The following is a 20,240-nucleotide window of genomic DNA, read 5'->3' on the forward strand; positions in this document are numbered from 1 at the left end:
CAGGTCAGAACGGACGCTTACGCCCCCGAGACAAGCGAGTGGCCCCGACCCGACCACCGACCACGAGGCCCCGACCACGATCACGATGCGGACACGACATCCGCGGTCACCGTGGTGGACAGCCCGACCACAAGTCCGACCACCGGGCGCGGGCGTGCCGACCACAGCTCACCCGTGCGTCAAAACCGGTCTCCAGCCCTGCGGCGCGGCATGTGACCGGCAGCTGGGTGCGCACGCTGCGTGGCCCTCCTGTCGCGGCGGAGCCTGCGCAGCGGGCTCACGAACTGCGCACCACCAGAGGCGCCCTCGGTAGGTTTGTGCAGCCCTCGACACACACATGCGACTGCGCAGCCCGTTGCGCACGTCGTCCTTCGCCCTTCGTCGCGCCTACCGCGTGCGCGCCGCGTCGACGGGGTGCGTGCCTCGGTCCCGACCATGGGAGCGACCACGCCGGTGTGTCGACGGTGTTGCCCGATCGTGATCCATGGTCGGGAGCGGTGGCCGCCAAGGTGGTCAGGGGCGGCGGTTGGGCTGTCGGCATGGCACCCCTACGCATCTGCAGATCGTGCAGCAGCAGCAGCCTCGCCTTGGCCGGCCGGGTGCGCCGGCGTGAGTGGCGTAGGCGGTCATCGCCGGGGGAGTGGTGGTGAGCCGTTTCGGGGCGGGGATCCGCCGCGGCGTGATGAGCGCGGATCAGTTCACGCAGGTGGCCAATGCGCTCTTTCGCGATGGGCGGTTGTCGTTCAAGGCGAAGGGGATTTTCGGTTACCTCAGCACACATCGCAGCGGCTGGCAGGTAACCGTCGCTGACTTGGTGCGTGTGGGGCCGGACGGGCGTGAAGCGGTCCGCACCGGCCTGCAAGAGCTGGAAAGACACCGGTATCTGATCCGGGAACGTCTGCGGCGCCCCGACGGAACCCTGGGCGAGATCATCTACTGCATCACCGACCGCCCCGCCACGCTGCACCTTGCACCGGCGGCCGAGGCCGGCACGCAGGCCGCCTCCCCGCCCGCCGGTCACGCTGACGGGTGGTGGGCGGGGATCCGCCGTGGGGTGATGGCAGCCGATCAGTTCACTCAGATCGCCAACGCCTTGTTCCGCGACGGCACGTTGAGTTTCAAGGCCAAGGGGTTGTTCGGCTTGCTCTCCACCCACCGGGAGGGCTGGCGCATGACCGTCACCGATATCGCCCGCGCGGGCAGGGACGGCGAATCCGCCGTCAGAAGCGGTCTGAAGGAATTGCACAGCCACGGCTTCCTCGTGAGGGAACGCGAACGCGGCCCGGACGGCACTCTGGGCGCCGCCGCCTACGTCATCACCGACCTGCCCGCTGCGCGATTAAGCAGGTCACAGCCAGAGTCCGGTTATCCACGCGTGGATGACCCTACGTTGGCTGACCGGGCCCTTAAGAACACCAACAGAAAGAAGACCACTCAGCAGAAGACCAGAGCCCTCCCTCCCGCTGCCCGCCCTGCACGATCACGGATTCAAGCACCGCCGCCATCACGGACCGCGCCGGCGCCGGCGGACCTCACACCCGGAGTGCGCCTGCTGCTTCAGATCGGCGCACAGCGTCCCGAACTCCTGCTGACCGGCCGCGCACTGGCGGATCAGGGCGCGGCCGTGTCCGTGATGCTGAAGGCCGGCTGGACTCGCGAGCAGCTCAACCATGTCATCAGTGCTCGCCCTTTGCCGAGCCCGATCCGCACCACGGTCGGCGCGATCGTCGCCGCCCGGCTCCGTACGGCACAGGCGTACCCACCACCGGCCACTGTGGCCGGACACCACGCCACCCCGGCCAGTGACCCGGTGGGAGCACACTCAACCACCTCCGCCGCGGCACGCACGGTGTCCGAAGCACTCGCTTACCGGGCCCTGGTTGAATGCGCCGGCTGCGGCGTCCCCGGCACCGCACCAGGCGAAGACCTCTGCCCGGCCTGCCTCAACTGGCCGCCCTGTCGCACCTGCCCCGGCCCGACACCCCGGCGCGCACACCCGCATAGCGACGGCCGATGCACCACCTGCGCCTCCACCTCCACCCACCCCGAGGCAAGCCCTCCCACCGGCCGCCGAAGAAACGGCCCACCGACCGCACTCCACGCCGCACACACCACCGCTGAAGGGAAGTGACCCATGCCCGAGTCTGAGCCCGAGTTCGGCCCGGCCGCCCGCACCCGCGACGTCTACCTGCTCTTCGCCCACGAGCCGTACTACCCCGGCCCCGACACCCGCGAAATCAACACCACCGTGGTGGCCGCCGACTCACTGCTGCACCCGCACGTACGCCAGCCCGACGGCGTGAAGATCCACGACTTACTCACCCGGGGACGCCAGCCGGCCGAGATCATCCCCCTGGCCACCCTCACCCACGAACTCGACGGGGGCGCCGACTGGCCCAGGATCGGCGACTGGGAAGGTGTCACCACCGACCTGATCCAGCTCGTCCACACCGGCCGATGCGACGCCCTCAGCCTCGGCCTGCCCGAAATCCCGCGCGCCCTGCTCTGCACTGGGCCACACGGTCAGCTACGCGTCCACGACACCGCAGCCGACGGCCTCGTCACCTACGGCCCCGCCGAACGCGCTGCGGCCCTGGACAGGGTCAGCCTGTTTCTGAACAGCATCGCCACTGAGCGGCCTTTCTGGCCTGGCGACAGCCTCCTGCCCCCACTGGGCCGACTCACCCCTGGACGCTGAACGGTGTGGGAGATACGGCAGCGGTCCAATTCAGTCACGTCAACTGCGTATCGTGCGCGTCGTGAAAGATCGCCGTGCGGGCGGCCGAGGCCAGAATGCTCTGCCCGCGCAGGGACAGCCCGAGTCGGTAGCAGTGGAAGATCACGTGATAGTTGAGCACTTGCCTTAGCCCGCGATCGAGAGTGCCTTCCTCGACGGCGCGGTCGAGTATCTGCCCTGTCCTGCGGAACGCGGTGACCCGCTCTGCGAAGGCGGTTCCAGTGCCCGTCAGGGTGGAGCATGGCGTCGCTGTCGGCGAGGAGCAGGGGCCGAATCTCCTTGGCGCGCCCGTTGAGGTGCTCTGCGGGGACGTGGCTGACGGCCGAGCGGTGCTCGTTCGTGATGACCGCCCGTGTGGCGTTGCGCCGTGCGCGGAGTTCCTGCGCTGTCGCTCTACTCGCCGAGGATCGCTTCACGTGCGGCGCAAGACCAGATGGCTTGCTGGCGGACGGTGAAACCCATGCGGTTCCAGTGGAAGAGAACGTGTCGGGCGAGTACAGCGCGGAGCCCGAGCAGGAGGTTGTTGTTCTGCGCGGCGTTCTTGAGCGCCTGCCCTCCGCGTTCCATGCCGGTGACCCAGTCGCGGAGCGGTGAGAGCGGGCCGTCGGCGAGCAAGGGGGCGGTGTCCAGGGTGAGGAGTTGCCTCATCGTGTCCGCCAGGGCACTGATCTTCTCGGTGGGGACGTCGGAGGGCAGCACACGCTTGGCTTCGACCTGCCCCCACACGTCGCCTTGCTCACCCCATTCGAGCCCGGCTGCCCGCAGCAACGAGGTCAGTACGAGCAAGGAGGTGGCCTTGGCTTCCAGCAGCCTGTTTGGCTCCGCGCCGGCGAGCTGGTCGTAGGCGAGGACCCCGAGGCTGTCGGCGTGGAACAGGCGGTGGGTGATGTTCATGCCGGCCAGGCCGCCGAACGCGATGGTCTCCGGCTCGTAGCGGGTCGGCCGCCACTGGCTCACCACGTGCCAGGAGACAGCGGAGTCCAGGGATCGTGCCGTCTCGGTGACCAGATCCGTCATGGAGGTGTCTGGCGCCGGTTGGATGCGTAGTCGCCAGTGGGGGTGCTTGCGGATGAACCACCAGCAGCCGACAGCCTCCTGCCTCAGCTGAGGCAGGAGGTAGGCGCGGAACGCCTCGGGCGCGGTGGGGTAGTCGACGAAGCGGATGTTCGCCTGGAACCACTCCTCGGAGGAGTCGTGGAGCGCGGCGCGGCCGGCGGCGCGGTAGCGCTCGACGGCGGCAGTCAGCCGGGCGGGCGGCATCCCGGCTCGGCTGGCTGCCGCCCCGATCGGTGCGCCGCCGAGGACGGACAGGATCAGGTTTTCGGTGGGCGCGGGATCATGGTGGCGCACGTGGTGGTCTCCTCAGCTCAGCAGCAGGCAGGCGTCCCAGTCCGTGGCCGAGGAGGTGTCCGGCTCGGTGATCTGGAAGGCGAGGCTGGCCCCGGCGGTGCCCTCGAGGAACCCGGACGCCTGCGGTGTCTCGGCGGCGAGGAAGCGTTCGGGGGACCGCTGCAGCCAGTCGTTGAGCGCCTTGACGGCGTGGGGATGGTCCGCGTCTTCGGCAACGCGCTGGACGGTGTGGATCAGGCCGCCGACGCCATGGCAGAGGCCGCGGCCGACGAGGAGGTCGAGTTGCCGGGTGTCCGCCAGGCAGTACAGGAGGGCGCGTTCGGCCATGCGCTTGCGGTCGTCCTCTTTCAGGGCGATCGCGGCGAGCTGCTGGGCGCGGACGATGCCGGGCGTGCCGTAGCACCAGGACGGGGCCGCGGCGTGGGAGGGGGCGGGCCCGGCCAGGCTGACCCATCGGGGCCAGCGGGTCCCGTGGTGGTCGCTTTGCCGTATGCGGTCCAGCCACCGCAGGATCCGCCGGGTGGCTTCGGCGTGACCGCTCACGGTGACGCCGCGGCGTTTGGCCAGGGCGAGCAGGGCGAGGGGGCCGGTGATGCCGTGGGCGAGACCGGCGTTGGCGTGACCGCCAGGGGTCGCTGCCTTGTTGCTCGCGGGGGTATGGCCGACCCACCATCCGGGCCGGGGCTGTCCGTCCGGGCCGGCCACCGGTTCGGTGAGCCGCACCAGATACTCCAGTAAGCGCCGCAGTTCCGGGCTGTCGGGTTGTCGGCGCAGGAGAAGCGCTCCGATGCCGGTCAGGCCGCGGAACAAGTCGTACTCGGCGAAGCTTGTGTAGTGGCCCTGGTCGATGCGAGCGTGCGCGGCCGCCAGCCGGCGTCGTGTGTGCGCTGCCACGGCTGCGTCCAGGGTGTGCAGGGCCCCGGCGTAGCGGTCGCTTCCGGCCGCCGCCATGTGCAGGACGTAGGCCATGGCGGGTGCGCCGAGGAAGAGGTTGGCGTGGTTGCCGTCGATGAGCGGGCCTGAGACGGCGAGTTTGCGGTGTGCGGCGTGGAAGTCGGTGAGGCCGCGATGTGCGCGCTCGATGTCCAGCAGGGCGGTCCCGAGCGGCCCGTGCGCGAGGGACTGCCGGGTCACGGGGTTCGTGTCGAATGAGGCGGTGGTCACCGCGGAGCTCCTTCAGCGCGGGTGGTCCAGGACAGGGCGGCTGCGCGGGCGAGGCGGCGGCAGGTGGCCTCGGCGTCCGGGTCGATGCCTGCGGCCCGGTTGTGGTGCATGTGCAGCAGGGACGGCAGCACGCTGCGCGGGTCCTGCCCGGCGGCTTCGAGGGCCTGCCGGTAATCCACGAGGTGCTGGCGGCGCAGGGCCCACAGGCCCGTCAAGGCCTTGCTTCCGGGAATCTCACGCAGTGCGGCAGCGTCGGCGTGTGGGGCGGTGAGGCGGACGGCCAGGGCTTGCACATCCCGCGGGCAGGGTTTTCCTTCTGCCTTGAGCAGGTGGTCCTTCAGCCACGACCAGCAGGCTGCGGGCGAGCCGAGGAAGGCGGTCGCGATGTCGACCATGCTGGCGGCGGTGATGGCCGGCCGGGCGTGGTCTTTGAGGGGGAGGGTGAGTTGGGCGATGGCGGCAGCCGAGTCGGCGGCGAAGTACCGTTCGGCGGCCTCCAGCAGTGCCCCTGATCCGTAGCGGCCTGTCTCCGGCTCGTCGGTGTCCCACTGCACGCGTTGGAGCAGGCCCTCGCCGCGCAAGTCGGCGGCCCAGACTGCGACCTGCTCGGCGGCCTCGCCGAAGGCCTCCGGGGAAGGGAGGCGGAACCGCAGGCGCAGGTGGTCGTCGGGGTCCGCGTATCGGATGAACCACGCTTGCGGCGTCCCTCCCAGCTTCAGCAGCAGGCGCGGCAGGTGGTGGGTCAGCACTTCCGTTGCCCGGTCGGGGTTGCCGTACAGCTTGGCGTACGGCCGCGTGGTCGCGCCGGGGAGCCGGGCGGTGTCCCGGCTGTAGATGGCTGCTGGCCGGCAGCCGGGGGTGGCCGTGGGCTGGTCTGAGGCGAAGGCGAGAGTGACCTCGTGGGCGCGGCCGGCCCAGCCCAGGAGGTCGTCGGCGGGGGCTTCCTGCACGACCACCGTGCCGTGGCGTCGTAGGTCGGTGCGCAGGAGGTACTGGTGGGCGGGCTCCTCCAGGTTCAGCCGGAGGAGACGGTCATCGGAGCCGAGGGAGACGGTCGCTGGGACGCCGTAGCGGACGCGCCAGTTGAACAGGCTCTTCGTCCAGTCCGGTCCGTCTGCGAGGTCGCCCTGGCGTAGACGCCAGCGGGCCGGGGAAAGGATCGTGGGGCCGACGCGGACTTCAGGAAGAAACGGCAGGCGGGAGGCGGCGCCCCAGTGGAAGGGGAGCAGGGCGGCGCTGTGTGACCGGTGCAGTTCGCTGACGAACCTGGCCATGGGGTGCGTGGCGTTGCTCAGCTCAACTGCGTTCATCACTGAAGGCTCGATGAGCTGTCCGGTCGACAGCGTCACCAGGTACAGGCGCGCTGAGTCGGCCACAACGCCTAAGTCGTCGATGTTGAGGCTGGCGTTCGGGTTGTACTCGCCCACGGGCAGGACATCGGGGACGACGGCCGGGGCGCGGCTGACGTTGTACGTCGGGATCTTCAGCGGCGGCCCGGAGACCTGGGCTCGCGCAGCGCCTTGGGTGAGTGTGGGCAGTGCCGCGTAGATGGCGGCCATGCGAGCCTGGTCGGCCGGGTCCAGGGCGGTGAGGAACCGGCCCGCGGTCGTACCGGCCGCGAGGGACAGTCCCGCCACGGACAGGGTGAACCGTCCCTCGTCCAGGTCCTCAAGGGCCTGCGCGAGCACGGTGAAGCACAGCTCGACGTGAGCGGGCACCTGGGTCGGCTCTCCCACGGTGAGGGCCTGGATGTCCTCTTCGGTGAGGTCGATCTCCAGTTGCCGGTTGAGTGCAGCGTTCTGGGCGAGCGTCAGGAGATGTTCGTCGCGAGGCGTGGTGGCCAGGACCGGGCGCTTGAAGACGGTGCCGCGGTAGCCGACGGGGAAGCCGAGGCCCGTGTCGGGGTCGGTGAGATCGCGCAGGGGCACGACGGTGCCCATGCTGTAGCGCTCCAGGAAGCGCCCGCGGTAGTCCGTCCAGGCCGGTGTGCCGTGCGGGAAAGGGGTGAGGCGTGTGAGGGCCTCCAGGGCGGCAGCGGCCTCCCGGGCGATGGCGCGGGGGAGGACGACGTCGCAGTCGGGCCGGATGTTCACGGCGAGGCTGCGCTCGGCCGTTCCGGTCAGCTCGTTCATGGTTGCGGTCGCCTGGGCCCGCAGCGGCCGCTGCTCGGCGGGGGCCGCCTCATTGTGCCGGCTGAGGGTCTGGTGGATGCTGCGGAGCGTTGCGGCGGTGGGCACCAGAGCAGTGGCACCGGTGACGTCGAGTTCGGCAAGGAGGTGGCCGAGGGGGTCGGTGCTCGTCATGGGCGCGTGGAGGCTGTTTAAGAGAACGCGGTGCCGGACGAGATCGCCCACCATGGTGGTGATCTTCTTGGGCGGGGTGTCCGGGTATTCGACCTGCACCTTGTCCACGATGTCCGCGACGGTGGTGGGGGACTGCGCGAGGGCGAGCACCTTCTCGACGGCCGGCGTGCGGCGCAGGGTCGTCTCGGTGGGCGCCTCGGGGCCCGGCTGGGGCTTGATCTGGATCCGGGAACCACGCAGCGTGCAGGCGGGATTGACCACGACGCGCAGGCACCGGAGTACGTCGACGTCGCTTTCCAGGCGGGTGATGATGTCGTGCAGCCATACGGCGTCGGCGGTGGCGAAAGCGCGGTGATCGGGGCCGAACCGAACATGTGCCCTGTCGCCGATGCGCAGCGGGGCCGGCCCGGCGAACAGGCCGAACGGCGTGGCGCGGTACTGCATCCGCAGCAGGTAGCGCATCAGCGACGCCGTGGTGCGGGTGACCTGTGAGCGGGTGGCCTTACCGGCGAGGGCGCGGGTGACGCCGGCGGCGAGGACCGGTGCGGCGAGTTCGATGGCTCCGGCGCGGTTGTGGTCCGCCCACACCGCTTCGATCCACTGGCGGCAGGCGTCGATGTCGGCCGTGCCGTCGGCGGCCACGGGCGGCGAGGGCAGCGGGGCTTCCAACGGAAACGCCGACGTTCTGATCATGCCGGCGTCAACTGTGTGATACATCGCTCTGCCTCCTCAGTGATCAGGGGGTGCCTGGGAGCGGGCCGGCTGGCTGCTCGGCCCGCTCCCAGGCGATACGTCAGCCGCCGATGCAGGTGCTGTTTGAGCAGGCGGACTGGCAGGACGAGCCGCAGCCGTCACCGGTGTCGTTCCGCAGCGCGCCGGGGACGGCCGCGGAGGTGACCGTCTCGATGCTCAGGTCGAAGTCCGACCCGCCGTCCGCCGCAAGGTCGGTCGCGGCCTTCAGCATGGTGCTGTTCTGCGGTGCCATCTCGTTCTCCTCCAAAAGGAAGGGGTGGATGTGCTGTGCCCACCTGGGCGCGACGCTGTGGGCGTCACGGCCAGGAGATCGTGACCCGCGAGTGCTGCCGGTCGATGACCCGGCCCGCGGGAAGCTGGTCATCCGGCGTCCCGGCCGGGTAAACCTCGATGTGCGCGCGGTCGCCACGGTGCTCGCGGTCCCAGGTCTGCATCTCAGCGGCCAGCCGCTCGGCGACCTGTTGGCCGCGGGGTCCGTGACCCAGCGCGCCCAGTTCGAACCGGTCCGGGTCCTCGGTGCGTCGCACGGTGCGGTACGCGAAGCTGTCGCCGTCCACGAGGGTGGGCACGCCGAGCGGGGAAGCGGAGGCGACCAGGCCGCGCTCGCGGGCCGCGGATTCGGCGGCCATGAGGGGCAGATTGTCCAGGGCCGTCGTCAGCCACAGGTCGAGGTGCTCGTTGGACTCGTCCCCGGCGAGCATCACGCCGGACCATGCCTCGGTGCGCGGCGTGCGCAGAGCCGCTGCCAGGGCCTTGGTGTCCGGCTCGGGGTGGCCGTCCAGACGCAGGCCGACCTCTTCCCCAGGCACGTCGTGGATGAGAACGACCTGCATGCGGTTCTCGCCGGCGCCCTGCATGGGGACGAAGCCGCACAGCTCGACGCCGTCACTGATCAGCCGGTGGTCGTCTCGCACGAAGGCGATCGTGCGGGTCATGCCGCGCATGCGCAGTGGGACGACCAGGCGGCCCTCAGTGGTGAGCTGGTGCAGCCAGGAGGAGGGGATGTCGGCTGCCTGCACGGTGACGACGATCCGGTCGAAGGGCTGGTGGTCGATCGCACCGTTACCGCCGTCATCGCAGATGATGGTGACGTTGCGGTAGCCCGTGTCCTTGATGAAGCCCTTGGCACGTTGGGCGACTTCGGGGTCGATGTCCACGGTGACGACGTTGCCGCGCTCTCCGACGAGCTCAGCGAGGTAGGCCGCGTTCACGCCTCCGGACCCGATCTCGAGGACGTTCATCCCCGGCTTGATGTCGGCCTGCTCGATTTGGATGGCCTGGATGCGGGGAGCCGACACTGAGCTGATGTGCACGCCGCTGCTGTCGGTCTTGGTGATCAGCGGCTCCTCGACGCTGTAGCACTTGGCCATCTCGACACCGGACGCGACCAGGTGCCGGGGCACCTTACGGAACGCGGCGACGACCCTCGCACTGCGCAGGGCCCCCTTCTCGATGAGTTCGCGCACCATGTCGTCACGCAGATCCTGCTCGGTGGCAGGGGCGTTCTTGTGATCGTCGTTCGTCATGCCGGGGACGGTATCCACGTGGGGTCTCCTTCTCGGCGCCCGCGCGCCGAGGGGTCGGTTGCTGATGGTGCGGAGGCCGGCGCGGGCGCCTCGCGGAAAGGGGGGCGAGAGCGCCCGCGCCGGGGTGGAAGACCGCTGGGCGGTGGCTTGGGTCCGAAGACCCTTCGCTCGCACCGCCGGGCGGTCGCTCTAGGCGGCGGGCCGGTGCGGCGCGATGACGCGCCCGTCCGGCAGCAGTTCGCCGGTGTCTTCGAAGACGACGACCCCGTTGCACAGCGCCGCCCACCCCTGGCTGAGGGCGCTCGTGATGACCTTGGCGGCCTCTCGGTCTGGAGCGTCTGCGGCGGGGCAGGGTGGGTGGTGCCGGCACATGGGGCTCGTCCTCTCGGATCGCTGTGCGGAGCTGGGCCCTCTTCGGCTGTCAAAGATCCGCGGGAGCCGAAGAGGGAGTCATGGGGGTGTGGGGGGGCAGGTATTTCTCTATCGCCTCGTCGCTGTAGCCGTAGAAGTGGCCTCGCTCGGCATCGCCGTCCGGGGGATGGCCGCCCCACTCAACTACGTGGCAGGTGTCGCGGTAGGGGGACCAGCGCACGCTCAGCTCGGGGAAGCCGGGCCGACCGTCGAGCACGGCCTTAGCGGCTTGGGCGACCGTGCAGAGGTCGAAGGACATGTAGCCGCCGTGGCGGGGTCCTCCGACGGGCACGGCCAGGAGGGGGGCTCTGAACGCGCGGAGTGCGACGGCGCCCTCCAGGATGCTGGGGTCGGCGAGCCGCTTGAGGAAGTACCCGTAGTCGTACGCCTGCGCCGGCGGAAGTGCGGTGATGGTGAGGGGGGCGGTCCGGGCCGGCGTGGTCAGCACTTGCTCACACCCTCGATGATGCCCATGCTCTCCAGCTGGTCGACCAGTTCGACGGTCACCGCGCCCAGGCGGCGCAGTAGCCCAAGAGCCTGCTGGGCGCCGCCAGGCAGTTCCTCGTCTCGCAGCTCGCGTGCCAGTGCGATCAGCCGGGCTGCTTCCGGGTCGCGGTCGGCGTCGTCGCGCAGACCGCGGTGGACGAGCTGCATGAGGGCGCCGCGGAGGCGCTGCGCCAGTTCTTCGGCGGCGTCGTGGTCGATGTGGGTCGGCTGCGGATGGTCGTCATCGCCGAGGAGGCTGTCCAGGCCGCGGTAGACCTGCTTCCAGTCCACCGGCTCCCACTGACGCGCGCTCTCCAGCACTCGCTGTAGGCGCGCCGCATCGAAGGGCGGCCTCCAAGGCGCGGCACGAACCTGCGGATTGCTGGGCCGGGTCGGGAGAGCTGCCTTGGCTAAGGCGATGGTGCCGTTCACTGGGCCCCCTAGAGGTACCGGGTGTGCTCCGTTGGTGTCCCGGCGGGAGGCACGTGCTGCGCCAGGCCGGTGTCCGTGCCCCTCTGCTGCAGGGGGAGGGGCACGTCACACAGGAAACAACCCAACTACCGACGGTGGACAGGCAATTCTTCGAGGGTTCCGCTGACCCACGACCGGAAATTTTTACCTTTGTGGCTGCTCGGCTTCGCTGGCCGCGGCTACGTTTGGCCCATGACGGGGAACCCGATCCTTGCGGCGCGGCTGGAGAGCGCCGGGCTGACGCAGGGCGAGCTGGCGGACCGCCTTAACAAGCGGATCGGCGATCTGACCGGCCAGCCCGGCAAACTCACCGACCGTCACGTGCGTAACTGGCTGACCGGAAAAACTCGCTGGCCGCAAGGGAGACAGCGCTTTGTCCTCGAAGAAGAATTCGGCACCAGTGCGGAGGAGCTGGGCTTCATACCTCCCGCTGGAAGAGCACGAGTAGCATCGGAGGACCCTGTGCGGCGACGGATATTCACCACGGCGACGGCTTCGCTGACCGCTGCGGCCATCCTGCCGCCTACGCCCTCCAACGGGTCGACACGGCTCGGCATGAGCGATGCCGACAGGCTGGAGCGCAACTTCGCGGACCTGGTGCAGGCCGACAACGAAGGCCAGACCGGCATTCGGCTGGAGACGCGCGCCCTGGCCCATGCGCAGCATGCCCTTGACCTGCAAGCTGTGGGTCAGGCCAGCATGCGTGTACGCCGCCGCCTGTACTACTTGGCAGCAGCGTTCACCGGCACGGCCCTCTGGGCTGCAATTGAGGCCCAGGAGCAACAGCGTGCCCAAGGACATCTCAACAAGGCCATGACGCTGGCTGGTATGGCAGGCAGCAGTGAGTTGCAGATGCGCCTGTGGGGCCACGCTGCGGTCCTGTCCATCCAGCAACGCCACATGCACGATGCATTGGCGGCAGCCGAGGCCGGCAGACGTGCGAATGTGTGCCGCAACGACGCCCTGTTCAGGTCGCTAGCCGGTGCCCGCCTGGCGGGCATCCTGGCTGCGGTTGGCGAGGACTCTGCGGCTCTACGCACCCTGGCTCACGCTGAGAAGACATACGACCGAGCGATCACGGACGAGGGGCGTCCAGCGTGGATGTCCTTCTTCGACCGGGCTGAGTTGAACGGCCTGGCAGCTCTCGTCATGGCGAGACTCGGCCGGCACGCAGAGGCCGAAGCACACCTGCACCGCACCCTGTCGTTGCTGCGTCCCGACTTCCACCGCAATCGCGCCTACTACACCATTCATCTGGCGCTTGCGCAGCTAGCTCAAGGGGAGGCAGACCAGGCAGTGAGCACCGCCCTGCCTTTAGTAGAAGAGGGCGGTGCGCCACTGGCCGAACGTAGCCGGAACCTGCTGCACCAGTTCGACCGTGGGCTTCGCCGGACGGCCTCCGGGGCAGGGTTCGTGAGCGAGTGGCAGGATCGGTTCAACGAAGGAGAACAGAAGCTGTGAGCGTCGATGTGAAGCACTACGTTGCTGCTGACCTACCGGAGATCCGTCAGCACATCCTCGACATTCACGTCGAGGTAAGGCACCGCGACTTCGGGCTCACGGGACCCTTCTACGACGTTGAGCGATTCGATGAGCGACTGACTGCCTACTCCTCGCGCCACGGCTGGACTGCGGTGCTGGGCTTCGAAGACGACGAGCCCGTCGGCTTTTGCTTCGGCACGACCCTCGGGGCCGACACCAAGTGGTGGAATAACATGCTCACGCCCCTGTCCACGGAAGTGACCGCCGAGGATGGGAGGCGCACAGTCGCGCTCAACGAGATCGTGGTGCGCAAACCCTGGCGCGGTCGGAGCGTCGCCTGGCAGCTCCATGAGGCGTGGCTCAGCCACCGCACCGAGCAGCGTGTCACCCTTCTGGTGAACCCGCTGAACGGTGACGGCGCCGTCCAAGCCGTCTACGAAGCGTGGGGTTACCGCAAGATCGGCGACCAGAAGCCCTTCTCGGACTCCCCGGTATTCTCAGTGATGCTGCGCTCCGTCAAGCAGGACTGACAGCCCCTGCGCAGCGTCGTGCTGGGGCCCGCCGATCAGCCGGCGCGGCCTCCTCGGCGCGAGCCCGAGCTACGACGGCTGGCGCGGAGCCGCTGCACAAGGGGACCGCCTTGAACGGGTCGCGCGTGCTCGCGCCGTGGCGCCGGTTGCAGACAGTGTGCGCGCCGTCGGCCCATCACCCGGCGGACGCTTCGTGACCACGATCGCGGGCACGAAGTTGATCGTCACCGCGGACAAGACCGAAGACGGGGCGCCAAGGGCCGTGTCGAGTGGGACACGCGTCGTTCATGACCACCCGCCCGGGCAGTGACTACCCGCCCGGATTGAACGAGGTGTTTGCCTAAGAGCTGTCCCGTAAATGCTCTCCGAGCCACTGCGGGAGTGGGCCGACGTGCGGCCCACTTGCCTATCCGGCGAGGGCGAGGTTGTGCATCCGGGCGATGCCGAGCATGGCGTGATGGACGCCGTCGCCCTTGAGGCGGCAGTCGCGGAGGATCTTTCAGGTCTTCATGCAGGCGAATACGTGCTCGACGCGGGCCCGGGCCTGCTTGTGGGACCTGTTGTGGTCCCTTTTCCAGGCCGGGAGTTCGCTCTGGCCGCGCTCGCCGCGGTGCGGGATGACGAGTCCGGTGCCCGGGTAGCCGCCGTCGGCGATCTTGAGGGTCTTGCCGACACCGGCCTTGGCGCCGGATTCCTCCCATGCCTTGCAGTCGTTGCGATTCCCTGCGAGCGGCCGGCCGACCACGACGACCAGTCGGGTGTCGGCGTCGATGACGACCTGGTGGTTTGTGGAGTACCGGTAGTTCTGCGACCGCTCCGCGATGGTGTGATCGCGGGTGGGGACCAGGGTGCCGTCCACGATGAGCACGGTGTCCTTCGTGAACCGTTTGCGGGGCTGGAGGGCGAGCATCGGCCCGAGATGGTCGATGATCCGGTCCGCCGCCGACTTGGACACCCCGAACAGCGGAGCGAGCTGGCGCATCGTGAGGTTCGTGCGCCAGTACGCCGCGACCAGCAGTGCCCGGTCCTCCAGTGGAAGGCTCCAGGGCCGGCCCTTGCGGACTGCGTCCGCGCCCTCGCGCCGCAGCACCGTCACCAGCTTCCCGATGGCGCGAGGGCTCAGCCCTGAAAACGGGGCTATCCAGGACGGCTCCGACGCCGTGATCGCACCAGCCACACCAAGATCGTTTCATTGAGGGACTGGCGACCGACCTGCCTCTCAGCTGCCGCTCAGCGGAGACGCCCAGTTGGGGTCGTGTCGGGATCTCCTCGTGAGGTGGGCCAGCAGGTGCTCCGCCGCGATGGAGGCGGTGTCTTGCGGCGCGCCGACCACGGCCAAGGCGGCCAAAAGCCTTGCCGACGCTGTTTCCGGCATGTCCGGGTCGGTGAGGAGGGGAAGCAGCAGCAGGAAGCGGATGGCAGTGTCACGGACGCCATCGGCCGCAAAGGACGGGCTGTCAGCAATCCGGATCAGTTCACGCCATGTCAGCCCGGTGCCCGAGAAGTCGACGTCCCAGCTGGCGATCTGCTCGGCGCAGCTTCTGCCGGAATGGGTGAGGAGGTAGTCGGTGCCGTAGTCGCCATCCAGGTTGCGGTAGATCACCACAGCTCCGGGGCCGTTTTCTGCCGGCACCCTGAACACCGGCCAGCGTTCGGGATCGAAGAGGACCTCGGACAGGGCATCGACATCGGCGCCGTCCTCACCGAACCACTCTGGAACCGGCCGCTCAGCACACCCCCCGTCGCTACACATCGAAATAAGGTAGTTCGACCAGAAGCCCGGGCGGGCCAGCAGTGACTCGCCCGCCACCAACGGGCTGACGTCGTATCCCTTGATCAGCACCCGTCGATTCTGGCACCAGCCACCGACACGGTCCGATCCGGGATCGGCAAGGGGGACCCGCCAGTTACGGGACAGCCCTTAGGCACTCGATCAGGAAGGCGAGGAGGTCACACCCAAATGATCACAGAGGGCCTGAGGGCTGGGGCGAGGTGCTGACTGCCGGTATGACCTTTGCACTCACACGGGCGGCGCATCCAGCAAAACACGGAAAGCGCCCCGCGCTGTGTCGATACCACTGGCGCATGGTCAAAACTGTGTTGCGCGGCCTGGCCGCCGCTCTCGTCGTCCTGTCCGCCACCATCACCGCACCCGCACCCGCCCACGCCGCGCCGACCCTGCCGCTGACGGCGGCGGTCGACCGGCTGCCGCTGGGGACGGAGTCCCGCGACGGCTACACCCGTACCAGTTTCCGGCACTGGAACGCCGGCGACGATCCCACCGACGGCTGCCACACCCGCGCCGAGGTCCTCCTCCACGAAGCCGTCGAAGCACCGGCCGTCGGTGCGAGCTGCCGCCTGGAGGGCGGTCGCTGGTTCTCCTACTACGACGCCGTCACGGTGGCAGGGCCCTCCGGTCTGGACATCGACCACATGGTGCCTCTCGCCGAGGCCTGGGACAGCGGGGCCTCGGCCTGGAGCCCGCAGTGCCGCGAGGCCTACGCCAACGACCAGGGCCAGGAAGTCTCCCTGGTCGCGGTCACCGCCCGTTCCAATCGCTCCAAAGCTGACCAGGACCCCGCCCAGTGGCTCCCACCCGCGGCCGAAGCACACTGCCGCTACGCCGCGGAGTGGGTGGCCACCAAGCTGCGCTGGAGCCTGACAGCTGACGAGCCGGAGGTCGCGGCTCTGCAGGACTTGGGGGACAGGTGCCCGCTGCAGGACGTCACCTACGAGCTGGCACCCCTAACCTGCCGGCAGGGTTAGGGCCGGGTCGGAGCGTGGTGAGCGCATCACCGTGGCTTGCCTACAACTCTGGCTTCCCTGGCATTGCGGACACGACCTCAACGCGACCTGGGGGGCTTTCAGATCACTCGATCGCTGGTCCGGTGAAAGCGCTCAATCCCACTGCTGAGTTCAACGAGATCGTGTTATGAGTTTTGAGGGTTCGATGGCTTTTGGTAGCACCGAGAGCTCTGAGGTGAGATCACCATGTTTCGCCTCGGCCCCGGTTCGCGGAGGCGGTATCAAGGCAGCTCAGGGCACTTTCGGACAACTGTACGTGACCTGTGTCACACTGTATTGACGCTTGTGAGTGACACCCCGTTAACTCTGCGCATCCTGTGATCATTGTGTGGCTGGGGTGGGTGGCGTGAAGTTGGGGTGGGGTTCATCGCGCGGGCTGAAGGCGCGAAGAACGCACAGCATGCTGGTGGGCGGGCTGACTGCGTCGTTGATGTTGTCAGCGTTGCCCGTGCTCCCGGCGGCGGCTGCTGCTGCTCCCGCAGCCGCTGCGGGGACGGGGACGGGCGTGGTGGATGAGGCGACCGCGCTGGCTCAGGCGAAGGCGTCCGGAGAGTCTGTGGAGGTGACTGCGGATCGCTCTGAGTACACCACGACTGAAGCCAACCCAGATGGCACCTTCACCCTCACGCAGTCCAGCGCACCCCAGCGTGTGAAGAGGGAAGACGGCAGCTGGGGAGCGGTCGATCCCACACTGGAACGTCGATCCGACGGGCGCGTCGTGCCCAAGGGCGCCGTGGTCGACTTGTCTTTCTCCGGCGGCGGCCCCGGCGTCGACATGCTGCGCCTGGGCAAGGACGGCCGGTCCATCGAGCTCGGCTGGGCTGACACCTTGCCGGAGCCCACCTTGGACGGTGCCACGGCGACCTACCCGAACGTCTTCGACGGGGTGGACCTCCAGCTGACAGCCACCGCTGAGGGTTACCGCGAAGTACTGGTCGTCAAAACACCTGATGCAGCGCAGAATCCCGCGCTGGAGCATGTCGAACTGACCGCCTCTGGCGACGGGCTGACACTCGTTCCGGGCGCCGGCGGTGGTCTCCGCGCGGTCGATGAAGACGGCAACGCGCTCTTCCGCGGCCCTGCGGGACAGATGTGGGACTCCGCAGGCGACCCCGAGACAGGACAGCAAACGCAACTCATAGCCGCCACCGGGGCGAGCAGCAGCGCCGCCCCGGAGGAAGACCCGTCCCACCCCGGCGACGGTGACGCAAGCGCTGTGCTGCCGGTCAAGGTCGACGACAACACCGTGGCCGTACAGCCTGACCTGGACCTACTGCGCGGCGATGACACGGTCTACCCGGTCTACATCGACCCCTCCGTGGGCTTGGGCGCCCAGGAGCGAACGAAGATCTCCTCCGACGGCGACAAGTTCTGGATGTTCGACGGCGACAAGGGTGTCGGCAAGTGCGGCACCGCCGACGGTTACACCTGCGGCGGCGGCTACATCGACCGCATGTATTTCGAGTTCGCGCCGACCAAGCTCGCCGGCAAGTACGTACTGGATGCGACCTTCCGGGCTCGGGAGACCTGGTCGTTCAACTGTGACCCGCACTGGGTCGATCTGGAACGCACCGACAACATCTCAGAAGGCACCCGCTGGCCGGGGCCCTCGCAGCTCGATCAGATGGGTGACCGGTATGTCTCCGCAGGCCGAGGCAGTCTATGTTCTCCGGACCAGCCGGATGCCTGGATCGAGTTCAACGACAATCCTGATGAGTCGGATGAAAACCTGAAAAGCACCGTCCGCTCTTTCGCCGACGGCAAGATCGACCGTCTGACGCTGATGCTTCGGGCCAAGGACGAAGGCGACCCTCGCGCCTGGAAGCGGTTCGACGACAACGCCGAACTTCAAGTCACCTTCGCTTACAAGCCCGGCGTGCCCAGCGACGTCGGCATCATCCCGGGCGACGGCACTACTGCTTACTGCAAGAAGTCTTCGAGTGATCCGCTGATCGTCACCCGCAAGGACCCGATCGCGCAGGCCCGTGTCCAGACGCAGGTCGAGTCAAACAAAGGCACGGAAGAAGGGTCTCTGCAGGCCGAGTATGTTGTGGAGCGCGGAGATGACGCGGCCTGGCACCAAGTCTGGACCGGTCACATGCCCGACACGGGCTGGCACCCTGACGGAACTCTGGAAAAGCTGCGCATGAGCGATCGCGCCGATGGCGGTCTTTACCGCTACAAGGCACGCACGCAGTCCCACTGGTCCTACGCCGGCAAGACCGGTGACCTGTTCTCTTCCTACAGTTCATGGTGCTACTTCAAAATCGACTCATCCGCCCCCAAGGCACCCCGCATCACCGCTGGCTCGCCCTACACCCAGTGTTCAGCGAACCTGTGTGAGGGCCGGGGAGGGCCAGGCGTGCCCGGCTCCTTCACCTTCCAGCCGAACACCGCTGACATCAAGAGCAACGGCACCACCGACGTAACAGCGTACGAGTGGAAGCTGCTGTCCACCCCCGCCAAGCCGGTTTCAGGCGGCCTCAAGATCACGGTCTCCAGCGTCACCCCACCACTGTCGGGCACCCAAATCCTCTCGGTCCGTGCCAAGGACGTCTACAACCGGTGGGGGGCCTATCAGGAGTTCGTGTTCAAGGTGGCTCCCGCCCAGGGCGAGGTGGGCCGCTGGCACCTGGACGGCGTACCAGGTTCGGGCACCATGACTGCCAAGGACACTGCCACCGTCGGTACCCGGCACGACGCAACATTGTTCGGCGTGGACGGTACCGGCTGGTCGACCAGGGCCCGGCGCGGCGAAGCCGATTACGCCCTGCGGCTGAACGACGACACCAGCGACCCGGCCAAGCAGACTGGCTACGCAGCTACCTCCGCACCCGCGGTCAACACCCGAGACTCCTTCACCGTCTCAGCGTGGGTGCAGTTGTCCAACGCCTCCGCCAACCGTGCGGTGCTGTCCGCGCCCGGTGAGGACGGCAGTTCCTTCACGCTTTACTACTCCGCCGCGTACAAGAAGTGGGTCTTCAACCGCACCGACAAGGACGCAGCAAGCCCTGTCTACATCCGTTCACTAGCTGATCAGGAAAATCCTGCGCTCAACGTGTGGACGCACGTGGCCGGCGTGTTCAAGACCGAAGGCGACGACAACCTCCCGGACACCGACCCGGCCAACGACACCATTCAGCTGTTCATCAACGGCCAGCCCCAGGGCCAGCCGGTCCTCCTCGCGAAGACCGCCCCCACATACACGCCGTGGACTGCGACCGGAGGGCTGCAATTCGGTCGCGCCAGAGCAGGCGGCAAGGACGTCGACCATCACTTCGGACTCCTTGACGAGGTCGCAGTGTGGCAGCGGGCGCTGCAACCGGCTGAAGTCGCCGAGGAAGCCAGGGTGCTGCAGGACGGAGTCCCGGCCAACGAGCTGGTGGCGCACTGGGACGCAACCACCGCCAAGGGCACTCAGGTCGCGGAAGCCACTGCATATCCGCTCCCCGCCATGGCTCTGTCCGGCTCGGGCGCCACGCTGAATGAAGAAGACAACGCACTGTTCCTGGACGGCACGGCCGGGTACGCCGCCGCTACAGGCCCGGTGGTCGACGAAACCGGCTCGTTCACGGTGTCGGTGGGCGCCCGCCTTGATTCGGCAGCCCTGAATGCGAAGCCGGTCGGCTACCAGGCGCAGGTCGCGGCGCAGCGGCTGAGCGCAGAGTCCTCGTGGGCTCTGTGGGTGATGAAGCCTGGCGACGGCGCCTATCAGTGGAAGTTCACTCGCACTGCACTGGGCCCGGACGGCAAGGTCACTCAAAGTGCGCAGGTGCCGGCGGCTGACGTGGCCGCTACCGATACGTGGGTCCAGATCACGGGTACCTTCGATGCCCAGGAGACGTGGGAGTGGACCAACCCGACCGACGGCACCACGCAGGACCGCTACGGGAAGATTCATCTCTTCGTCGGCGAGTTCGACCAGCCCTCGGACGAGACACCCGGCTTTACCGCCCCCCAGCAGGGCAGCGGTGAGCTCAGCCTCGGCCGTGGAACAGCGTCGGGCAAGACCGGAAACTATCTGCCCGGCGCACTGCGAGATCTCAGGCTCTGGACCGGCGCCATGACCGCCGACCAGGTCCGCTCCCAGGTACTGGACACCCCTGGCGCTGCATAGGACGCCCCATACCCGGTCTGTCAACGTGCAATGGCCGCGACAGCCCATGGTCACAGCGCAGTGACAGGCCGGGTCTCCTCCGCTTCTTTTCCGCCTCAACGGCCC

Annotated in this window: 15 protein-coding genes and 1 pseudogene; 6 read left to right on the top strand and 10 right to left on the bottom strand. The window is 68.3% G+C overall.

The genetic code is table 11. From position 1 onward, the window contains the following. Positions 1–646 precede the first annotated feature (646 nt). Complete coding sequence (locus tag ACIGAN_RS31715; protein ID WP_399862745.1) at positions 647–2,131, top strand: hypothetical protein; 1,485 nt, start codon at positions 647–649, stop codon at positions 2,129–2,131. 3 nt (positions 2,132–2,134) lie between these two features. After that, on the top strand, positions 2,135–2,698 hold the full coding sequence (locus ACIGAN_RS31720; protein ID WP_399862747.1) for a hypothetical protein: 564 nt from the start codon (positions 2,135–2,137) through the stop codon (positions 2,696–2,698). Between the two features lie 432 nt (positions 2,699–3,130). On the opposite strand, the gene ACIGAN_RS31725 is transcribed toward ACIGAN_RS31720, so the two are convergent. From ACIGAN_RS31725 to ACIGAN_RS31760, 8 genes are all read right to left on the bottom strand, one after another. Further along, positions 3,131–4,087: a thiopeptide-type bacteriocin biosynthesis protein gene (locus ACIGAN_RS31725; protein ID WP_399862749.1), complete on the bottom strand. Its 957-nt coding sequence runs from the start codon at positions 4,085–4,087 to the stop codon at positions 3,131–3,133. Positions 4,088–4,099: 12 nt separating this feature from the next. Next, positions 4,100–5,251, bottom strand: a complete 1,152-nt coding sequence (locus ACIGAN_RS31730) for a lanthionine synthetase C family protein (protein WP_399862751.1) — start codon at positions 5,249–5,251, stop codon at positions 4,100–4,102. After that, positions 5,248–8,271 carry a lantibiotic dehydratase gene (locus tag ACIGAN_RS31735; protein ID WP_399862753.1) on the bottom strand — a complete coding sequence of 1,008 codons (3,024 nt, stop codon included), beginning with the start codon at positions 8,269–8,271 and terminating at the stop codon, positions 5,248–5,250. The genes ACIGAN_RS31730 and ACIGAN_RS31735 overlap by 4 nt, the downstream gene beginning before the upstream one ends. A gap of 76 nt (positions 8,272–8,347) precedes the next feature. Continuing rightward, positions 8,348–8,539 (bottom strand): FxLD family lanthipeptide, encoded by a 192-nt coding sequence (locus ACIGAN_RS31740; RefSeq protein WP_399862755.1) that lies wholly within the window; start codon positions 8,537–8,539, stop codon positions 8,348–8,350. 64 nt (positions 8,540–8,603) lie between these two features. Continuing rightward, a complete protein-coding gene (gene fxlM, locus ACIGAN_RS31745) occupies positions 8,604–9,833 on the bottom strand; it encodes a methyltransferase, FxLD system (RefSeq protein ID WP_399862757.1) in 1,230 nt (409 codons plus the stop codon). Between the two features lie 189 nt (positions 9,834–10,022). Further along, positions 10,023–10,205, bottom strand: a complete 183-nt coding sequence (locus ACIGAN_RS31750; protein ID WP_399862759.1) for a DUF5999 family protein — start codon at positions 10,203–10,205, stop codon at positions 10,023–10,025. A gap of 49 nt (positions 10,206–10,254) precedes the next feature. Then, positions 10,255–10,692: a DUF6302 family protein gene (locus tag ACIGAN_RS31755; protein ID WP_399862761.1), complete on the bottom strand. Its 438-nt coding sequence runs from the start codon at positions 10,690–10,692 to the stop codon at positions 10,255–10,257. Beyond that, complete coding sequence (locus ACIGAN_RS31760) at positions 10,686–11,021, bottom strand: DUF6415 family natural product biosynthesis protein (RefSeq protein WP_399862763.1); 336 nt, start codon at positions 11,019–11,021, stop codon at positions 10,686–10,688. Before ACIGAN_RS31760 ends, ACIGAN_RS31755 begins: the two co-directional genes overlap by 7 nt. A gap of 372 nt (positions 11,022–11,393) precedes the next feature. Here ACIGAN_RS31760 and ACIGAN_RS31765 point away from each other — a divergent pair, with 372 nt between their 5' ends. Then, positions 11,394–12,662: a hypothetical protein gene (locus tag ACIGAN_RS31765; RefSeq protein ID WP_399862765.1), complete on the top strand. Its 1,269-nt coding sequence runs from the start codon at positions 11,394–11,396 to the stop codon at positions 12,660–12,662. Next, complete coding sequence (locus tag ACIGAN_RS31770) at positions 12,659–13,213, top strand: N-acetyltransferase (RefSeq protein ID WP_399862767.1); 555 nt, start codon at positions 12,659–12,661, stop codon at positions 13,211–13,213. Before ACIGAN_RS31765 ends, ACIGAN_RS31770 begins: the two co-directional genes overlap by 4 nt. 406 nt (positions 13,214–13,619) lie before the next feature. Here ACIGAN_RS31770 and ACIGAN_RS31775 read toward each other — a convergent pair. Both ACIGAN_RS31775 and ACIGAN_RS31780 read right to left on the bottom strand, forming a co-directional pair. Next, positions 13,620–14,390, bottom strand: a pseudogene (locus tag ACIGAN_RS31775) (transposase). 42 nt (positions 14,391–14,432) lie between these two features. Beyond that, positions 14,433–15,056 (bottom strand): hypothetical protein, encoded by a 624-nt coding sequence (locus ACIGAN_RS31780; protein ID WP_399862769.1) that lies wholly within the window; start codon positions 15,054–15,056, stop codon positions 14,433–14,435. Positions 15,057–15,298: 242 nt separating this feature from the next. On the opposite strand from ACIGAN_RS31780, the gene ACIGAN_RS31785 reads away from it, so the two are divergent. Further along, positions 15,299–15,979 carry an HNH endonuclease family protein gene (locus ACIGAN_RS31785; RefSeq protein WP_399862771.1) on the top strand — a complete coding sequence of 227 codons (681 nt, stop codon included), beginning with the start codon at positions 15,299–15,301 and terminating at the stop codon, positions 15,977–15,979. 544 nt (positions 15,980–16,523) lie between these two features. Further along, complete coding sequence (locus ACIGAN_RS31790; protein ID WP_399862773.1) at positions 16,524–20,135, top strand: LamG domain-containing protein; 3,612 nt, start codon at positions 16,524–16,526, stop codon at positions 20,133–20,135. The last annotated feature ends 105 nt before the right edge of the window (positions 20,136–20,240 follow it).

This window comes from Streptomyces sp. NPDC085931, from assembly GCF_044540565.1.
In the GTDB taxonomy this organism is placed as follows: domain Bacteria; phylum Actinomycetota; class Actinomycetes; order Streptomycetales; family Streptomycetaceae; genus Streptomyces.

Coding starts and splice junctions, on each gene's coding strand:
- ACIGAN_RS31720 (WP_399862747.1), top strand. CDS start 2,135: ATGCCCGAGTCTGAGCCCGAGTTCGGCCCGGCCGCCCGCACCCGCGAC.
- ACIGAN_RS31750 (WP_399862759.1), bottom strand. CDS start 10,205: ATGTGCCGGCACCACCCACCCTGCCCCGCCGCAGACGCTCCAGACCGA.
- ACIGAN_RS31740 (WP_399862755.1), bottom strand. CDS start 8,539: ATGGCACCGCAGAACAGCACCATGCTGAAGGCCGCGACCGACCTTGCG.
- ACIGAN_RS31785 (WP_399862771.1), top strand. CDS start 15,299: ATGGTCAAAACTGTGTTGCGCGGCCTGGCCGCCGCTCTCGTCGTCCTG.
- ACIGAN_RS31735 (WP_399862753.1), bottom strand. CDS start 8,271: ATGTATCACACAGTTGACGCCGGCATGATCAGAACGTCGGCGTTTCCG.
- ACIGAN_RS31765 (WP_399862765.1), top strand. CDS start 11,394: ATGACGGGGAACCCGATCCTTGCGGCGCGGCTGGAGAGCGCCGGGCTG.
- fxlM (WP_399862757.1), bottom strand. CDS start 9,833: ATGACGAACGACGATCACAAGAACGCCCCTGCCACCGAGCAGGATCTG.